Annotated in this window: 17 protein-coding genes; 7 read left to right on the top strand and 10 right to left on the bottom strand. The window is 68.2% G+C overall.

Annotated elements, in window-relative coordinates:
• The first annotated feature begins 20 nt into the window (after positions 1-20).
• Positions 21-323, top strand: coding sequence for a hypothetical protein (locus DI526_RS06350; protein WP_304275542.1), 303 nt, complete (start codon positions 21-23; stop codon positions 321-323).
• Here DI526_RS06350 and arsC read toward each other — a convergent pair.
• The 3 genes from arsC to DI526_RS06335 are packed head-to-tail and all read right to left on the bottom strand — an operon-like array spanning position 320 to position 1,772.
• Positions 320-733, bottom strand: coding sequence for an arsenate reductase (glutaredoxin) (gene arsC / locus DI526_RS06345; RefSeq protein WP_304275539.1), 414 nt, complete (start codon positions 731-733; stop codon positions 320-322). The two genes, DI526_RS06350 and arsC, sit on opposite strands and share 4 nt — an antisense overlap.
• Entirely contained in the window at positions 730-1,401 is a 672-nt protein-coding gene (locus DI526_RS06340) for an MIP/aquaporin family protein (RefSeq protein WP_304275537.1), read from the bottom strand. The genes arsC and DI526_RS06340 overlap by 4 nt, the downstream gene beginning before the upstream one ends.
• Positions 1,398-1,772, bottom strand: coding sequence for a helix-turn-helix transcriptional regulator (locus DI526_RS06335; protein WP_304275533.1), 375 nt, complete (start codon positions 1,770-1,772; stop codon positions 1,398-1,400). The genes DI526_RS06340 and DI526_RS06335 overlap by 4 nt, the downstream gene beginning before the upstream one ends.
• A gap of 202 nt (positions 1,773-1,974) precedes the next feature.
• Between DI526_RS06335 and fliQ the strand changes: the two genes are divergently transcribed.
• The 4 genes from fliQ to cckA all read left to right on the top strand — a co-directional run bounded on the left by fliQ (position 1,975) and on the right by cckA (position 6,288).
• The gene (gene fliQ / locus DI526_RS06330; protein WP_013080265.1) at positions 1,975-2,238 is read left to right on the top strand and encodes a flagellar biosynthesis protein FliQ; all 264 of its coding nucleotides are present in this window, start codon (positions 1,975-1,977) and stop codon (positions 2,236-2,238) included.
• 16 nt (positions 2,239-2,254) lie between these two features.
• Positions 2,255-3,010 (top strand): flagellar biosynthetic protein FliR, encoded by a 756-nt coding sequence (gene fliR / locus DI526_RS06325; RefSeq protein WP_304275527.1) that lies wholly within the window; start codon positions 2,255-2,257, stop codon positions 3,008-3,010.
• Between the two features lie 9 nt (positions 3,011-3,019).
• Positions 3,020-4,105 carry a flagellar biosynthesis protein FlhB gene (flhB, locus tag DI526_RS06320; RefSeq protein WP_304275525.1) on the top strand — a complete coding sequence of 362 codons (1,086 nt, stop codon included), beginning with the start codon at positions 3,020-3,022 and terminating at the stop codon, positions 4,103-4,105.
• A 101-nt stretch (positions 4,106-4,206) separates the two neighbouring features.
• On the top strand, positions 4,207-6,288 hold the full coding sequence (gene cckA, locus DI526_RS06315) for a cell cycle histidine kinase CckA (RefSeq protein ID WP_304275612.1): 2,082 nt from the start codon (positions 4,207-4,209) through the stop codon (positions 6,286-6,288).
• 22 nt (positions 6,289-6,310) lie between these two features.
• On the opposite strand, the gene DI526_RS06310 is transcribed toward cckA, so the two are convergent.
• From DI526_RS06310 to DI526_RS06300, 3 genes are all read right to left on the bottom strand, one after another.
• Positions 6,311-6,838: a DUF4199 domain-containing protein gene (locus DI526_RS06310; protein WP_304275522.1), complete on the bottom strand. Its 528-nt coding sequence runs from the start codon at positions 6,836-6,838 to the stop codon at positions 6,311-6,313.
• A gap of 115 nt (positions 6,839-6,953) precedes the next feature.
• Positions 6,954-7,367, bottom strand: coding sequence for a response regulator transcription factor (locus tag DI526_RS06305; RefSeq protein ID WP_304275520.1), 414 nt, complete (start codon positions 7,365-7,367; stop codon positions 6,954-6,956).
• 39 nt (positions 7,368-7,406) lie between these two features.
• On the bottom strand, positions 7,407-7,718 hold the full coding sequence (locus DI526_RS06300; RefSeq protein WP_066683011.1) for a hypothetical protein: 312 nt from the start codon (positions 7,716-7,718) through the stop codon (positions 7,407-7,409).
• A gap of 151 nt (positions 7,719-7,869) precedes the next feature.
• On the opposite strand from DI526_RS06300, the gene DI526_RS06295 reads away from it, so the two are divergent.
• Positions 7,870-9,546, top strand: coding sequence for a PAS domain-containing methyl-accepting chemotaxis protein (locus DI526_RS06295; protein ID WP_304275515.1), 1,677 nt, complete (start codon positions 7,870-7,872; stop codon positions 9,544-9,546).
• Here the strand turns inward: DI526_RS06295 and meaB are convergent.
• Positions 9,543-10,526, bottom strand: coding sequence for a methylmalonyl Co-A mutase-associated GTPase MeaB (gene meaB / locus DI526_RS06290; RefSeq protein WP_304275513.1), 984 nt, complete (start codon positions 10,524-10,526; stop codon positions 9,543-9,545). The genes DI526_RS06295 and meaB overlap by 4 nt on opposite strands.
• A 125-nt stretch (positions 10,527-10,651) precedes the next feature.
• On the opposite strand from meaB, the gene DI526_RS06285 reads away from it, so the two are divergent.
• Positions 10,652-11,125 carry a DUF4112 domain-containing protein gene (locus DI526_RS06285; protein ID WP_304275510.1) on the top strand — a complete coding sequence of 158 codons (474 nt, stop codon included), beginning with the start codon at positions 10,652-10,654 and terminating at the stop codon, positions 11,123-11,125.
• Here DI526_RS06285 and DI526_RS06280 read toward each other — a convergent pair.
• From DI526_RS06280 to DI526_RS06270, 3 genes are read right to left on the bottom strand one after another with little or no spacing between them, the layout of a single operon-like run.
• Positions 11,122-11,697 (bottom strand): Uma2 family endonuclease, encoded by a 576-nt coding sequence (locus DI526_RS06280; RefSeq protein ID WP_304275507.1) that lies wholly within the window; start codon positions 11,695-11,697, stop codon positions 11,122-11,124. The two genes, DI526_RS06285 and DI526_RS06280, sit on opposite strands and share 4 nt — an antisense overlap.
• A gap of 43 nt (positions 11,698-11,740) precedes the next feature.
• Positions 11,741-13,891, bottom strand: a complete 2,151-nt coding sequence (scpA, locus tag DI526_RS06275; protein WP_304275504.1) for a methylmalonyl-CoA mutase — start codon at positions 13,889-13,891, stop codon at positions 11,741-11,743.
• Between the two features lie 3 nt (positions 13,892-13,894).
• Positions 13,895-15,286, bottom strand: a complete 1,392-nt coding sequence (locus DI526_RS06270; RefSeq protein WP_304275609.1) for a methylmalonyl-CoA mutase family protein — start codon at positions 15,284-15,286, stop codon at positions 13,895-13,897.
• Between the last annotated feature and the right edge of the window lie 98 nt (positions 15,287-15,384).

Below are 15,384 nucleotides of genomic sequence, written 5' to 3'. Positions count from 1 at the left end.
ACCAGTAAAGGGATGAACTCGTGATTGCTTCGCTCGCCTTGGCCGCCGCCGTCGTCTCCACTCCCGTTCCGGCCAAGGCCGCTTCGGACATGCTCGTGCCCGCCGCGCAGCCGCGTGAAGCCGTCGCCCTGCTGAACTGCCTGGTCAAGGGCGATGGCCGCCTGACGGCCTGCACCGTGCAGGAGGAGACCCCCAGCGAGCTGGGCGTCGGCCAGGCGGCCCTGTCGATGGTTTCCCAGGTCCAGGTCGACCTGCTGGGCCCCGACGGCAAGAGCCGCGCGGGCTCCTACATCCAGGTCCCGGTGCGCATCCGCATCCGCTAGGTCTTGACGACCTCGCCGTCTTCTTTGGTGAAGACGGCGGGGCGCTGTTCCAGAAGGTCGAGTACGCGTTCCGAAGGGCGGCACAGGTTCGTCCCCTTCGGGGTGACGACAATCGGCCGGTTCACCAGGATGGGGTGCTCGACCATGGCGTCGAGGATGCGATCCTCGGCGACGTCGTCCGCCAGCAGGCCCAGGCTCTCGGCGGGCGTTCCCTTCTCGCGTATCAGCTGGCGCAGCGACAGGCCGCTCCTGGCGGCGAGATCGCGCAGCTGATCCCGCGTCCAGCCGGCCTTCAGATACTCCACGACCTCGGGCTCGTAGCCGGCCGCGCGGACCATGGCCACGACGTTGCGCGAGGTGCCGCAGGCGGGATTGTGAAAGATGGTGATCGGGAAGTCGGTCGTCGTCATGCCGTGCGTTCCGTCTTGAGAAGCCAGCCGAAGACGCCGGCGGCGAGTAGCGCGCCGACGACCTGGGCCAGGATGAAGGCCGGCGCGCTGGCGGGCGCGATGCCGGCGAAAGTGTCCGACAGGCTCCGCGCGAGCGTCACCGCCGGGTTGGCGAAGGATGTCGAGGCGGTGAACCAGTAGGCCGACGTGATGTAAAGGCCGACCGCCATCGGCGTGCTGTCCGGGCGGAAGCGCGATACGCCGAGGATCGTACCGATCAGCCCAGACGTCGCCACGACCTCGGAAAAGGCCTGGGCGCCGCCGCTTCGCAGCTTGGTCGACATCTGCAGGATTGGCTCCCCAAACATGGCGTGAGCGACCCACACGCCCAGCACCGCGCCGCCGATCTGGACGGCGATATAAGCGAGCGCCGTGACCGGCGACAGGTCCCGCCGCAGGGCCGCGATCAGGGTCACCGCCGGGTTGAAGTGGGCGCCCGAGATCGGCCCGAAGATCCAGATCAGCACGACGAGCGCCGCGCCAGTGGCCAGGGTGTTGCCCAGCAGGGCTATCGCTGTGTTCCCGGCCGCCAACCGCTCGCCCATGACGCCCGAGCCGATCACCACGGCCAGGAGCACGGCGGTTCCCAAGCTCTCGGCCGCGAGTTTTCGTGACAGGCCGGTGCTCATTGGGCGGCGTTCGCGGACGGCGCACAGGCCGGAATGCAGCCGCCCTGTCGGCTCAGGATCGCGTTCAGCGGTGCGCAGACCGCCGGCGCGCCGCCGCAACAGTCCTCCAGCAGGAAGCCGAGCATGCCGCTCATCGCGCCGTAGTCGGCGAAATAGATGATCGAGCGGCCCTCGCGGCGGGACCTGATCAGGCCTGCGCGGGACAGGACGTTCAGGTTCGCCGAAAGGCTATTGGGCAGGACGCTCAAGGCGCGGGCGATATCGCCGGCCGCGACCCCCTGGTCGCCGGCCTTTACCAGCAGGCGAAAGATCGCCAGGCGCGCTTCCTGGCCAAGGGCGGAGAGCATCTGGACGGCTGTCGACGATTCCATATTTCCAGGATAATCGAATTATTTTGCACTTCAATGACAGCCGCGTTGTCGCGACGCTCGCCCTACGCCGCGACCCACCGTCGCGGCGCCGCCCGCCAAGGCGTCGCAAGGGCAACCCCTAACGCCTCGTTAACCATATTCCGCCCAAGCTGAAACCGTCGATTCCACGGCCTTTGGCGGCCGATTCCCACGAGGCTTTTCGATGACGGGCGCCGAGGTTCTAGATGTCGGCCGGGACGCGATCTGGCTGACGCTCAAGCTGTGCGCGCCCGTGCTGATCGTCGGTCTGGTGGTCGGCGTCGCTATCGGCCTGTTCCAGGCCCTGACCCAGATCCAGGAGCAGACCCTGGTCTATGCGCCCAAGATCGTCGCGATCTTCGTCTCGCTGCTGATCTTCCTGCCGATGATGGGCGCGCTGATGAGCGCCTTCATGCGCCAGATCGCCGCCCGTATCGCTGGCCTATAGCGGAAAGGGCAGGGGCGTGAACGCGTTCGCCACGGCGTTTCAGGTCTATGTCGCGGCCCTCGTGTTCTCGCGGGTCGGCGCCATGGTCATGACCATGCCGGGCATCGGCGACCAGACCGTGCCGCCGCGCATCCGCCTTTCCTTCGCCCTGCTGATGGCGCTGCTGCTAGGCCCGCTGGTCCAGGACACCGTGCCGCCGATCCCGACGACGCTTGGCGGGCTGGTCGGCGCGATCATCCACGAGATCCTGATCGGCCTGATGATCGGCTCGGTGCTGCGGCTGTTCATGATCTCGCTGACCACGGCCGGCGAGATCATTTCGCTGCAGACGACCCTGTCCTTCGCCCAGACGACCAACCCCTCGATGCAGGGCTCGAGCACGGCGGTGGCCACCTTCCTGTCGATGCTGGGGCTGACGCTGGTGATGGCCACCGGGCTGCATCACCTGTTCATCGGCGCCATCGTCAAGTCCTACACTCTGTTCCCTTTCACCCGCGCCGTGCCGGTCAATGACGCCGTCACCCTGGCGGTGCGCACGGTGGCGGAGTCGTTCTCGCTGGGCGTCCAGCTGGCCGCGCCGGTGATCGTCTTCTCGCTGGTCTTCAACCTCGCCACGGGCCTGGTCGGCCGGGTCATGCCCGCCTTCCAGATCTTCTTCGTCGCCTCGCCGCTCAGCGTCATCCTGGGCCTGTCGCTGCTGGCCCTTTCCCTGGGCGGCATCGCTATGGTCTGGACCGACCGCTATCGCGAGCTCCTGCAGGTCTTCGCTTAAGGCGCGCGCATGGCGGACGATACGGATCCCGAGTCGAAAACAGAAGAACCGTCGGCGAAACGGTTATCGGACGCCCGCGCCAAGGGCGACGTCGTCAAGTCGGCCGATATCCCGCAACTGGCCTCGCTGGTCGGCGCCGTCTCCGTGGTGATCCTGGCCGGCGGCTGGCTGACGCGCGACCTCTCGGCCGCCCTCTATCCGTTCATCGCCCACGCCGGCACCATCGACCTCTCCAGCGGCGGGGCGATGGTGGTGATGAAGCAGGCGACCATGGCCGCCCTGCCGCCGCTGATCCTGGTGATGCTGGTTTCGGCCGCCGCCGGCGCCGCGGCCCACATCGCCCAGTCTGGCTTCCTGCTGACACCCTCCAAGCTGAAGCCCGACTTCAGCAAGCTGGACCTGATCAAGGGCCTGGGCCGGATCTTCGGCATCGACGGCTTCGTCCAGTTCGCCAAGTCGGCGGTGAAGTTCCTGGTCACCGGCCTGATCGCCTGGATGGTGCTGAAGCCGCACGTCGGGGAGGTGCGCAACCTCGTGGGCCTGGACCCGGCGTTGATGCTGCCCGAGGCGATGAAGCTGTCGAAGTCGCTGCTGATCGCGGTGATCATTTTCCTCACCGGCACGGCGGCCTTCGACTGGTTCTGGCAGCGCCAGCGTTTCATGAACCGGATGCGGATGACCCTCCAGGAGGTCAAGGAAGAGTTCAAGCAGTCGGACGGGGATCCGCACATCAAGGGCAAGCGCCGCCAGATCCAGATGCAGCGCTCGCGCCAGCGCATGATGCAGGCGGTGCCGAAAGCCACCGTGGTCGTGATGAACCCGACCCACTACGCCGTGGCGCTGAAGTACGAGCAGGGCGAGACGCCCGCGCCGCTCTGCGTGGCCAAAGGCGTCGACGAACTGGCCCTGAAGATCCGCGCCATCGCCGAGGAGCACGGCGTGGCGGTGCTGGAGGATCCGCCCCTGGCGCGGGCCCTCTACGCCAGCGTCGAGGTCGATGAGGAAATCCCTGTCGAGCACTTCGAGGCGGTGGCCAAGGTCATCAGCTTCATCCTCAACGGCAAGAAGCCCCAGTCCCGGGCGCGTCCGCTTTAGATTTCACTCCGTAAAAATGACCTAGCCCTCGGGAAAGGTTATTGTTTCAACGATCTCCGGTGAGTCGCAGCCTCACCGTAACCAAGGTACGCATGCCGCCGATGGCCGATCTTCACCTCCAGGACAAAGCCATGGCCGGCGCGGCGCGTCGACGGTTCGATCCGTGGCTGGCGGCCGCGGCCATCTTCTTCCTGGCGGCGGCCGGCTTTTCCGCCGCGCCGGCCTTGAAGGCGGGGCCGAGCACGCTGGCCGGGCTGCTGCTGCTGCTGGGCGTGGCGGGCGTGGCTGTGCTGGGCCTGCTGGCCATTCGCGGCACAGCCCAGAGCGGCGACGATTCCGACCAGGCCGAAACCTTCATTACCGCCTTGAGCGAGCCGGCGAGCCTGGCCGCGCCGGACGGCCGCGTGCTGGCGGCTAACGGCGCCTGGCGCGCCCTGATGGGCTCGCAGCGCCGCCTGCCCAAGGGCGTGGCGGGCGCTGGCCTGTTCGCCGCCATGATCCAGGCCCGCAACGGCGGGATGGCCGAGGGCGCTCTGCGCGCCGGGGATGTGGACCAGATCGCCAAGGTGTCCAGCCTGCCCGGCGGCCGCCTGCTGATCCGCCTGTCGCCCGTCGCGGCGCCAGAGCCCGCGGCCGAGCCCATCGCGCCAGCGGCGGTGGCCGAGCGCGCCGCCCCGCCGCCCAATTCGCTGGACGCCTTCGCCGGCGCCTCGCCGTTCGGCGCGGCCCTGCTGGAGGGCCTGGAGCCGTTCACCTCGCGCGTTCTGGAGGCCAACCCGGCCCTGACGACCATGACCGGCGCCAAGGCTGGCGTGGTGTTCGGCGACCTGATCGACGCGGCCTCCCGCGCCGACGCCGAGACGCGCCTGGCCGAAGGGCGCGCGGGTCCCTACGAGGTGCGCCTCGCCCGCGACGCCACCCGCATCGCCCACCTCTACCTCTATCGCGCCGAAGGCCGCCTCGTGGCCTACATGATCGACGTGTCCGAGCAGAAGCAGATCGAGCTGCAACTGGCCCAGGCCCAGAAGATGCAGGCGATCGGCCAGCTGGCCGGCGGCGTGGCGCACGACTTCAACAACCTGCTAACGGCCATCCAGCTGCGCCTGGACGAGCTGTTGCACCGGCATCCGGTTGGCGACCCGTCCTATGAAGGCCTCAACGAGATCCGCCAGACGGGCGTGCGGGCCGCCGATCTCGTCCGCAAGCTGCTGGCCTTCTCGCGCAAGCAGACCGTCCAGCGCGAGGTGCTGGACCTGGGTGAGCTGATCTCGGAATTCGAGGTCCTGCTGCGCCGCCTGCTGCGCGAGGACGTCAAGCTGATCACCGACTATGGCCGCGACCTGCCCCAGGTGCGGGCCGACAAGAGCCAGCTCGAGACGGCGGTCATGAACCTGGCGGTCAACGCCCGCGACGCCGTGCGGGCGGCCAAGGGGGGCGGCGTCGTGCGCATCCGCACGGCGCGCCTGACCCGCGACGAGGCGATCCAGCTGGGCTTCCCGGCCGCCGACGGCGACTGCGCCTTCATCGAGGTCAGCGACGACGGCCCCGGCATCCCGCCCGACGTGATGGGCAAGATCTTCGACCCGTTCTTCACCACCAAGCCGGTGGGCGAGGGCACGGGCCTGGGCCTGGCCACGGTCTATGGCATCGTCAAGCAGAGCGACGGCTGGATCCACGTCCATAGCCGTCCGAACGAGGGCGCGGCCTTCCGCATCTTCCTGCCGATCTACGAGCCCCCCGCTGGTGTCGCCTTGGCCGCTCAGGCCGCCGCCGCCGAACCGGTCAAGCCGCGCGCCGCCCGCGATCTGTCGGGCGCCGGCCGGATCCTGTTCGTCGAGGACGAGGACGCCGTCCGCAGCGTCGCCGCTCGCCTTCTGCGCGCTCGGGGCTACGAGGTGCTGGAGGCGGCCGACGGCGAGGAGGCCCTGCTGATCGCCGAGGAGCACGCCGGCACCATCGACCTGCTGATCAGCGACGTGATCATGCCCGGCATCGATGGCCCGACGCTGCTGAAGAAGGCGCGCGGCTATCTCGGGACCGCACCGGTGATGTTCATCTCCGGTTATGCCGAGGCCGAGTTCAGCGACCTGCTGGAAGGCGAGACCGGCGTGACCTTCCTGCCCAAGCCGATCGACATCAAGACCCTGGCCGAACGGGTCAAGCAGCAGCTGCAGGCGGCCTGAGGGCCGCCTGCCTCCGCCCCAGCTAAGTCCTCGCGGGCAGGAACCTCGGGTTGCGCAGCAGCGCCGCGCTGACCAGGGTGACCAACAGGCCGACCGGGAAGATCTCAGCGAAGGTCATCGGCAGGCGATAGAGCGGATTGGCGTAGCTGCGCTTCATCGCGTCGAGATCCGCAGCCAGCTTGGCATAGGCTTCGCCGCTGAGGCCGGCCGCCTTCTTCTGGGCCAGGGTGGCGGCCACATACTGGTCCATGAAGCTGTAGTGCGTGAGCGCCAGATAGACCTCCCAGATCAGCACATAAGCCAGCGACGCCACCACGGCGACGCCCAGGCCGATCAGGAAGGCGGGCCAGAACTTGATGACGCCGCCCAGGACCTTGTCGCGATGCTGCTTGATGGCCAGCAGGATCGAGGACAGGCCGACCAGCATGATCAGATAGCCCAGCCAGACGCTGGAATGCGGCGCGCCGCCGCCGATCACTATGGTGATGATGATGCCGACGATGATCACGGCGCCCGAGAGCAGGCCGTAGCCCAGGATAGTGCGAGACATGTCATTCCTCCTGCGCGCCGCCCCCTGCGGCGCGTCCCGAGGCTTGCCGCCTATGGAGACGCGGCGGTATCGCCCGAAAGGGTGAATTCGACGGTTTGGCGCCTTTGCAGGGCCGTCAAGGGATCAGCGCCAACTCTCGCGCCTTGCCCACCGCCTGGGTGCGCCGGCGGACCTCGAGCTTGCTGTAGAGGTTGGCGACGTGCGTCTTGACCGTATTGGGCGAGAGGCCAAGGTCGCGGGCGATCTCCTTGTTGGAGCGCCCCGCCGCCAGGCGTTCCAGCACCCGAACTTCCTGCCCGGTCAGGCCTAGGCTGGAGAGGGCGGCGTCGTTGCGCTTGAAGGTCTCGGGCCGGGAGCGCGCCGCCAGCTTCCAGCCGAGCCAGACGCCCGCGGCCGCGAAAGCGGTTCCGATCAGGCCGGCATAGATCTTCCAGGACAGGACGCGCAGCAGGAACTGCTGCTCCAGCCACTGCAGGGCGAAGGCGCAGACCGCCAGCACCAGGGCCCACATCAGGATCGTACGGGTCATGCGGCGAGGGTGCGCGATCGCCGCGCCGCGTCAATGGGCCTAGCCCAGGCGGGCCTTCGCTTCGGCCGGCGCGATCTGGTCGAACAGGATCCGCAGATGCTGGTCCTTGGCGTGATCGTTGTGCAGCTCCCACGACAGCGACACGGGCAGCCGCAGGCGGCCGCCGTCGGGCAACAGGGCGACCAGCACCCGCCAGGAGAAGCCGTCGCCCGGATCGCCCAGCGGGTCCTTGAACTCCAGCGGCGCGGGATCGCGCAGGCGGAACCGGCGCTCGGCGTTGGCCTCGAACCAGGCGCGGTCGGCCTCGGCGGCGGGATCGGTGACCTTGCTGACGATCGTCTTCTTGAGCATCGACGATCCTTAGACCGAAACCGACACAATTGCCAAAAGTGTCGCAGCCAGCCCGTTTCGGGGGCGTTTTCGAGCCTAAAAAGACCCTACTTAAGCTGGGGGAAAGGCTGTTTGCTGATCGTCCTGCGTGGAAATCTCGCGGAAGTCTCCCATGGCCTTCGGTTTCAAAGTCCGTTCTTCGTCCGACGCCACCCTCGAAGCGCTCGGCCTTTCCTTCGCCATCATCGAGTTTACCTCCGAAGGGCGTGTCATGACCGCCAACCCGGCGTTCTGCGCCGCCGTTGGCTACGACCTGTCGGAGATCGTCGGCCGCGAGCATGCGATGTTCCTCGAAGAGGGGGAAACCCAGAGCGAAGCTTATCGACGATTCTGGGCGGACCTTCGCACCAGCGGATTCAAGAGCGGTGAGTTCAAGCGTCGCCGCAAGGACGGCTCTCCGCTCTGGATTCGCGCATCCTACTCGCCGGTGCTGGATCGGGCGGGAAAGGTCGTAAAGGTCGTCAAGTTGGCGCTCGATGTCACCGCCGAAAAGATCGCCGCCGCTGAGAACCAGAGCCTGCTCACCGCGATCGACCGGTCCCAGGCGATCATTCAGTTCTCGCTGGACGGGATTATCCTGGAGGCGAACGACAACTTCCTGAACGCGGTCGGCTATCGGCGCGACGAGATCGTCGGCCATCATCACCGCATGTTCACCGAGCCCCTCTACGCCAAGAGCGAAGAGTATCGCCGGTTCTGGGGATGCCTTTCGGCCGGTGAGTTCTTCTCCGGCGAGTTCCGGCGTCTTGGGAAGGGCGGGCGGGAGGTATGGTTGCAAGCCCAGTACAATCCCGTGTTCGACGCCGATGGCCGGGTTGCGAAGGTGGTCAAGATCGCGACTGACCTGACCGAGCGCATGCGCCAGGTGACCCTGGTCACCGAGAACCTTCAAAGCTTGTCCGAAGGGGATCTGCGCGTTCGGATCGGCGAGACTCTTATGCCGTCGCTGGATCCGCTACGGACCGCCTTCAACGCCTCGGCCGAAGCCCTCAATCGGACGCTGCTGGTCGTGGCCGAGGCGACCAAGATGGTCAACTCGGGCGGTGACGAGATCGCGGGCAACGCGGACGACCTGGCCCGTCGTACCGAGCAGCAGGCGGCCAGCCTAGAAGAGACCGCCGCCGCCTTGGACGAGATCACCACGGCCGTCACGCGCACGGCTTCGGGCGCGCAACACGCCAACGCCGTCGTCGAACGCGCCAGCCGGCACGCCGAGCAGTCGCGCGACGTCGTGGAAAGCGCCGTCGAGGCCATGGGCGGTATCGAGCAATCGTCCGATCAGATCAGCAAGATCATCGGCGTAATCGACGAGATCGCCTTCCAGACCAATCTGCTGGCCTTGAACGCGGGCGTCGAGGCCGCGCGGGCGGGCGAGGCCGGTCGTGGCTTTGCGGTCGTGGCCCAGGAGGTGCGAGCCCTGGCTCAGCGCTCGGCCGAGGCCGCGCGCGAAATCAAGTCGCTGATCGCGGCGTCATCTCAGAACGTCGAACGCGGGGTGTCGCTTGTTGGCGGGGCTGGCGCGGCCCTGCGCGAGATCCTGGTGCAGATCGGCGAAATCGAAGGCCTGATGGCTGACATATCGGCATCGGCTCAGGAGCAGGCCAGTAGCCTTGGCCACGTGTCGTCGGCGGTTGGCGAGATGGACCGCATGCTGCAGTCGAACGCCGCCCTCGTCGAAGAAGCGACCGCAGCTTCGCATATGCTGCGGGGCCAAGCGGCGGAACTGTCGGATCTTGTGGCTAGGTTCCGGCTGCAGGAAGCGCTTGGCGCTCTGGCCTCCGCCGCCTAGGTCAGTCCAAAGGCGCCCAGAAGGTGATCGGCGGCGACAGACGCCGGAACCTCTCCAGCCCGAACCGAGGCCTCAAGGCCTGGCGCCAGCTCGGCGACGGCCGGCGCGGTTCGAAACGCCGCCCTTAGCCGATCCTCGACCATCGCCCACATCCATCGCGCATCCTGGTCGGCGCGGCGGGCCACACGGGCGCCGTTGGCGGTCATGATCTCGCGATGGCGCTGGATCTGGGTCCACAGCACGTCCAATCCCTGGCCGGTCAAGCCCGAGGCGGTCAGCACGGGCGGTGTCCAATCTGGATGGGCCGGCGTCAGGATATACAGGGCGTTGCGATAGTCTCGCGCCGAACGCTCGGCCTTGGCGGGATCGGCGTCGGCCTTGTTGATGACCAGCAGGTCGGCCAGCTCGATCAGGCCCTTCTTGATACCCTGCAGCTCGTCGCCGCCCCCCGGGATCAGCAGGGCCAGGAAGATGTCGACCATGTCGGCCACGACGGTTTCCGACTGGCCGACGCCCACAGTCTCGACGATGACCACGTCGAAACCGGCCGCCTCGCACAGCAACATCGCCTCGCGGGTCTTGCGCGCCACCCCGCCCAGAGCGCCGCCGGACGGGGAGGGACGGATATAGGCGTTGGGCTGGACGCTGAGCTGCTCCATCCGGGTCTTGTCGCCGAGGATCGAGCCGCCGTGGCGGCCGGAAGAGGGATCGACCGCCAGCACCGCGACCTTGAGGCCGGCGGCGACCAGGTTGCAGCCGAACCGCTCGATCGTCGTCGACTTGCCCGCGCCCGGAACGCCTGTGATTCCGATCCGCTGGGCGCGGCCGGTCAGCGGCATCAGGCGCGAAAGCAGCGTCCGGGCCGCGACCTGATGATCGGCGCGGCGGCTCTCGACCAGGGTGATGGCGCGGGCAAGGGCCGCGCGGTCGCCGGCGACCAGGCGCTGTTGCAGGACGTCGATGTCGGGACCAGGGTTCACGAAACCTGGCTTAGCCGAGGCTCGGCGATTGCGAAACCCAAACGGTCGATCGCCCTTGCGACGCGCCGCGACGGTCCCGATCTGAGATCGAGGCAACGCGCGACGTTGCGGCACGTTCTGGCATCATGACCGACGATTTCTCCGTGGCTTCGGCCTACGCCCATCCGCAAGCGGGTCCCGTGGACGACCAACGCTTCAAGGCGCATCGCGCCTGGCGGGCGGCCGAGACGATCAAGCGTCTGTCCGACCGGCTGATCGGTGTCGGCCCCGTTGGCATCGGCCTGGACGGCGTGCTGGCCTGGGTTCCGGGCGTTGGCCTGGCGTATGGCCTTGGCGCGGGCGCCTTGCTGCTGTTCCATGCGGTTCACGCCAAGGCCTCGCCCGCCACCATGGGGCGGATGACCGCCTATCTCGCCGCTGACAACCTGTCCGACACCGTGCCGGTCCTCGGCTGGGCCGTCGACACGATCTTCCCCGGCCACCTGATGGCGGCCAAGGAGCTGCAGAAGGACATCGAGGCCCGCCACGGCCTGCCTGAGGAGGTCGCCTTCGAGCGTAGCCAGAAAAAGCGCGGGCTGTTCCGGCGAAGGGCCGGCTAGCGGATCACCGGCAGTTCGGCCAGGCAAAGCGCCACGCCTGGTAGAACCAGGGCCGTCACGGTCTCGCGCGCCGCATGGTGGGTCACGTCGCGATAGACGCCGCCGGCAAGGCCGCGGTGGACGATCAACGTGTCGGTGTTGACGTCCACGACCCAATAGTCGCGAACGCCGTGCTGAGCGTAGAGCTCGGCCTTGAAGGCGAGATCGTATCGAAGCGTCGAGTCGGCGATCTCGATCACCAGGCCGACATTGCCCCCATTCACCGTGCTCAGCGGAAGCGACGCGTCGTAGAGATAGAGATCCGGGTCGGGCGCATAGGTGGGAGCCAAGCGCAGCGTCGAGTCGACAATCACCTCTACGGCGTCGCCGACGGTCGACCAGAACCGCTTGGCCAGTTGCATCTTCACCCGCGTATGGGGCGTGCCTTCCGGGGCCATTTCGACCAGCGCTCCGTCGATCAGCTCCACGCGAGCGCTCTCGTCGAGAATGCCAGCTTCCTGCATGCGCAGAACATCGTCCAGCGTGAAGCGGTGCTGTTGCGAGGTCTCCAGCGCTCGGGCGAGGCCGTTCATGGCGCGGAGCCTACCATGCCGTGCGCGGACCGCACAGATGATGCTAGGCCGCTTCCTGCGTGTAGCCGAGCTGTCGGTTCAGCTGGTCCAGCAGTTCGATCGCCGCCTCGGCGATCACCGTGCCGGGCGGGAAGATCGCCGCCGCGCCGGCGTCGCGAAGGGCCTGGAAGTCCTGCGGCGGGATGACCCCGCCCACGACCATCAGGATGTCGTCGCGGCCCTGCTTGGCGAGCTCGGCTTTAAGCTCCGGCGCCAGGGTCAGGTGACCAGCGGCGAGCGAGCTTGCGCCCACCACGTGCACGTCGTTCTCCACCGCCTGGCGCGCGGCCTCGGCGGGCGTCTGGAACAGCGGGCCGATGTCGACGTCGAAGCCGAGGTCGGCGAAGGCCGTGGCGATCACCTTCTGGCCGCGGTCATGGCCATCCTGGCCCATCTTGGCGATCAGGATGCGCGGACGGCGGCCGTCGGCCTGCTCGAACGCCTCGACCATGGCCTTGGCGCGGGCGGTCTTCGGATCGTTCCCGGCCTCTTTCATATAGACCCCCTGGATCGACTTGATCTCGGCGCGGTGGCGGCCGAACACCTTCTCGAGCGCGTAGCTGATCTCGCCGACCGTGGCCTTGGCGCGGGCGGCGTCGACCGCGAGGGCCAGCAGGTTGCCCTTGCCCCGCGCGCCGTCCTCCAGCGCCTTCAGGGCGGCTTCGGTCGCGGCGGGATCGCGCTCGGCCTTCAGCCGGGCCAGCTTCTCCAGCTGGGCGGCGCGGACGGCGCTGTTGTCGACCTTCAGCACCGGGATGTCGTCGGCGACCTCGGGCTTGTAGCGGTTGACGCCGACGACGCTCTGCTTGCCGCTGTCGATGCGGGCCTGGGTGCGGGCGGCGGCTTCCTCGATGCGCAGTTTCGGCAGGCCCTGCTCGATGGCCTTGGCCATGCCGCCCAGCGCCTCGACCTCCTCGATGTGGGCCAGGGCCTTCTGGGCCAGCTCGTAGGTGAGCCGCTCGACATAGTAGCTGCCGCCCCACGGGTCGGCGACGCGGGTCGTGCCGCTCTCCATCTGCAGGAAGAGCTGGGTGTTGCGGCTGATCCGGGCCGAGAAGTCGGTCGGCAGGGCCAGGGCCTCGTCCAGGCTGTTGGTGTGCAGGCTCTGGGTCTGGCCGTTGACGGCGGCCATGGCCTCGACGCAGGTGCGGGCGACGTTGTTGAACACGTCCTGCGCCGCCAGCGACCAGCCCGAAGTCTGGCTGTGGGTGCGCAGGCTGAGCGAGCGGTCGTCCTTGGGATCGAACTCGCGCTTCATCAGCCGAGCCCACAGCAGGCGGGCGGCCCGCATCTTGGCCACTTCCATGAAGTAGTTCATGCCGATCGCCCAGAAGAACGACAGGCGCGGCGCGAACTGGTCGATGCTCATGCCGGCCGCCACGCCGGCGCGGGCGTATTCGACGCCGTCGGCCAGGGTGTAGGCCAGCTCCAGGTCGGCCGTCGCGCCGGCCTCCTGCATGTGGTAGCCGCTGATCGAGATCGAGTTGAACTTGGGCATGTTCGCCGAGGTGAAGGCGAAGATGTCCGAGATGATCCGCATCGAGGGCGCGGGCGGATAGATGTAGGTGTTCCGCACCATGAACTCTTTGAGGATGTCGTTCTGGATCGTCCCCGAGAGCTTGTCGGGCGAGACTCCTTGCTCCTCGGCCGCGACGATGTAGAGCGCCAGGATCGGCAGCACGGCGCCGTTCATGGTCATCGACACGCTCATCTTGTCGAGCGGGATGCCCGAGAACAGCGTGCGCATGTCGAGGATCGAGTCGATGGCGACGCCCGCCATGCCGACATCGCCCTTCACCCGCTCGTGGTCGGAGTCATAGCCCCGGTGGGTGGCGAGGTCGAAGGCCACCGACAGGCCCATCTGACCGGCCGCCAGGTTGCGGCGGTAGAAGGCGTTGCTGTCTTCGGCCGTGGAGAAGCCCGCGTACTGGCGCACCGTCCACGGGTTGGTCACGTACATGGTCGGGTAGGGGCCGCGCACGAACGGCGCGACGCCGGGATAGCCGCCCAGGAAGTCGAGACCTTGGATGTCGCTGGCGTCGAAGGCCGGGGCGACATCGACGCCTTCGGGCGTGCTCCAGGCCTGGCCGTCCGGCGCGATGCCGGGCGCGACCTCGGCGAAGTCGATCGTCGTGAAGTCGGGGAACTTGGTCACGGCTCAGGCTCCCTCGAAGGCGGCGGCGAAGCGGATGGGCGTCAGCGGCTGACACTTGCTGTCCGGCCCGGGCAGACGGACATCCGGTCCGGTGACCGCGAAGGCGGCCGGATCGGGCGTCTCGACCTCCGGCGGCTTGTCGTCGGCGTTGGGGAAGACGGTGACGCCCAGGATCTTGCGGGTCTTGTCGGCGAAGGCGGCTTCCTGCGCCGCGCGCGTCTTGGCGACGCCGCTGGCGATGAAGCCGCTTTCCAGCGCCTTGATGATCCCGCCGGCCGCCTCGATGGCCTGGAAGCCGTTCCAGGCGGCGCGGGCCAACTGGTCGGTCAGGCTGTCGAGGTACCAAGCCCCGCCGGCCGGATCGGCCACGCGGCCCAGGTTGCTCTCCTCCATCAGGACGAGCTGGGTGTTGCGGGCCTGGCGGCGGGCGAAGGCGGTGGGCAGACCGATCGCGTCGGTGAAGGCGTCCAGCACGATCGCGTTCGCGCCGCCGACCGCGCCGGCGAACCCGGCCGAGGTCAGGCGCAAGAGGTTGGTCCAGGCGTCGGCCTTGGCCAGCATCCGCCGCGACGAGCGGGCCTCGATCTGGTCGGGGACGGAGACGCCGCAGGCCTCCGTGAGCCGCGCCCACATGGCCTTGGCGGCGCGCAGCTTGGCGACGCCGGTAAAGTACTCACCGTCCAGGCTGACGCCGAGCACGATGCGGCTGAAAGCCTCCTCCGTCGACAGGCCCGAGCGCGTCAGGGCCTTGGCGTAGGCGAGGGCGGCGGCGGTCATCGCGGCCAGCTCTTCGACGTTGGAGCCGCCGGCCTCGTGCGTGGCGCGGCCGGTCGCCAGGAAAAGGCTCGCCTTGGCGTAGGTGGCCGCCAGGCGCGTGGCCACGGTCGCGGCGTTGAAGATATGGCTTTCGATCGGGCCGGGGCTGACGCCGGCCTGCATGAAGGCGGTCAGCGGATCGAGGTGGAAGGCTAGCGGCGCGTTCGGCGCGGCCTTGGCCAGGGCGCCCAGCCAGTCGGCCGCCTTGGGGCCCAGAAAGCCGGCGTCGAGGGCGACCGGCGCCAGGTCCAGCAAGACGCCCGACAGCGCCTTGGCCAGATCGTCGGCCGAGCCGACAGCGATCCCGTTCTGACCGGTCGGATCGAGCTGCAGCAGCACCGAGGCTGCGCCGTTCTCAAGGTCCGCCAGAAGGTCCTTGGCCGTCCGAGCCGGGTCGGGATGGGCGGCGCGAACCCGCAGGTCCCACGGCCGTTCGGCGTCGCGGATGCGCAGGTCGCGAGCGACGGCGACGCCGTCCTGGGCTGTGTAGAGAGGCTGGATCGTCACACCGTCCGGCGTGGCCGTGGTCAGGGCGTCGTCGAAGCTCTGGCCCTTCAGGGTCTTCTCGACCAGAGCCATCCAGCGGGCGCGGGTGGCGTCGTCGCCTTGCGGACCAAAGTCCTCGGCCAGGGGCGTGGTCGCCTCGGTCAAAGCGTCTCTCTCCTGCACTGCAGCAT

The organism is Caulobacter segnis (assembly GCF_003243465.1).
Taxonomy (GTDB): Bacteria; Pseudomonadota; Alphaproteobacteria; order Caulobacterales; family Caulobacteraceae; genus Caulobacter; species Caulobacter segnis_A.
Note: the sequence above shows the minus strand (reverse complement) of the source record. Positions and strands in the feature narration are given on the sequence as shown.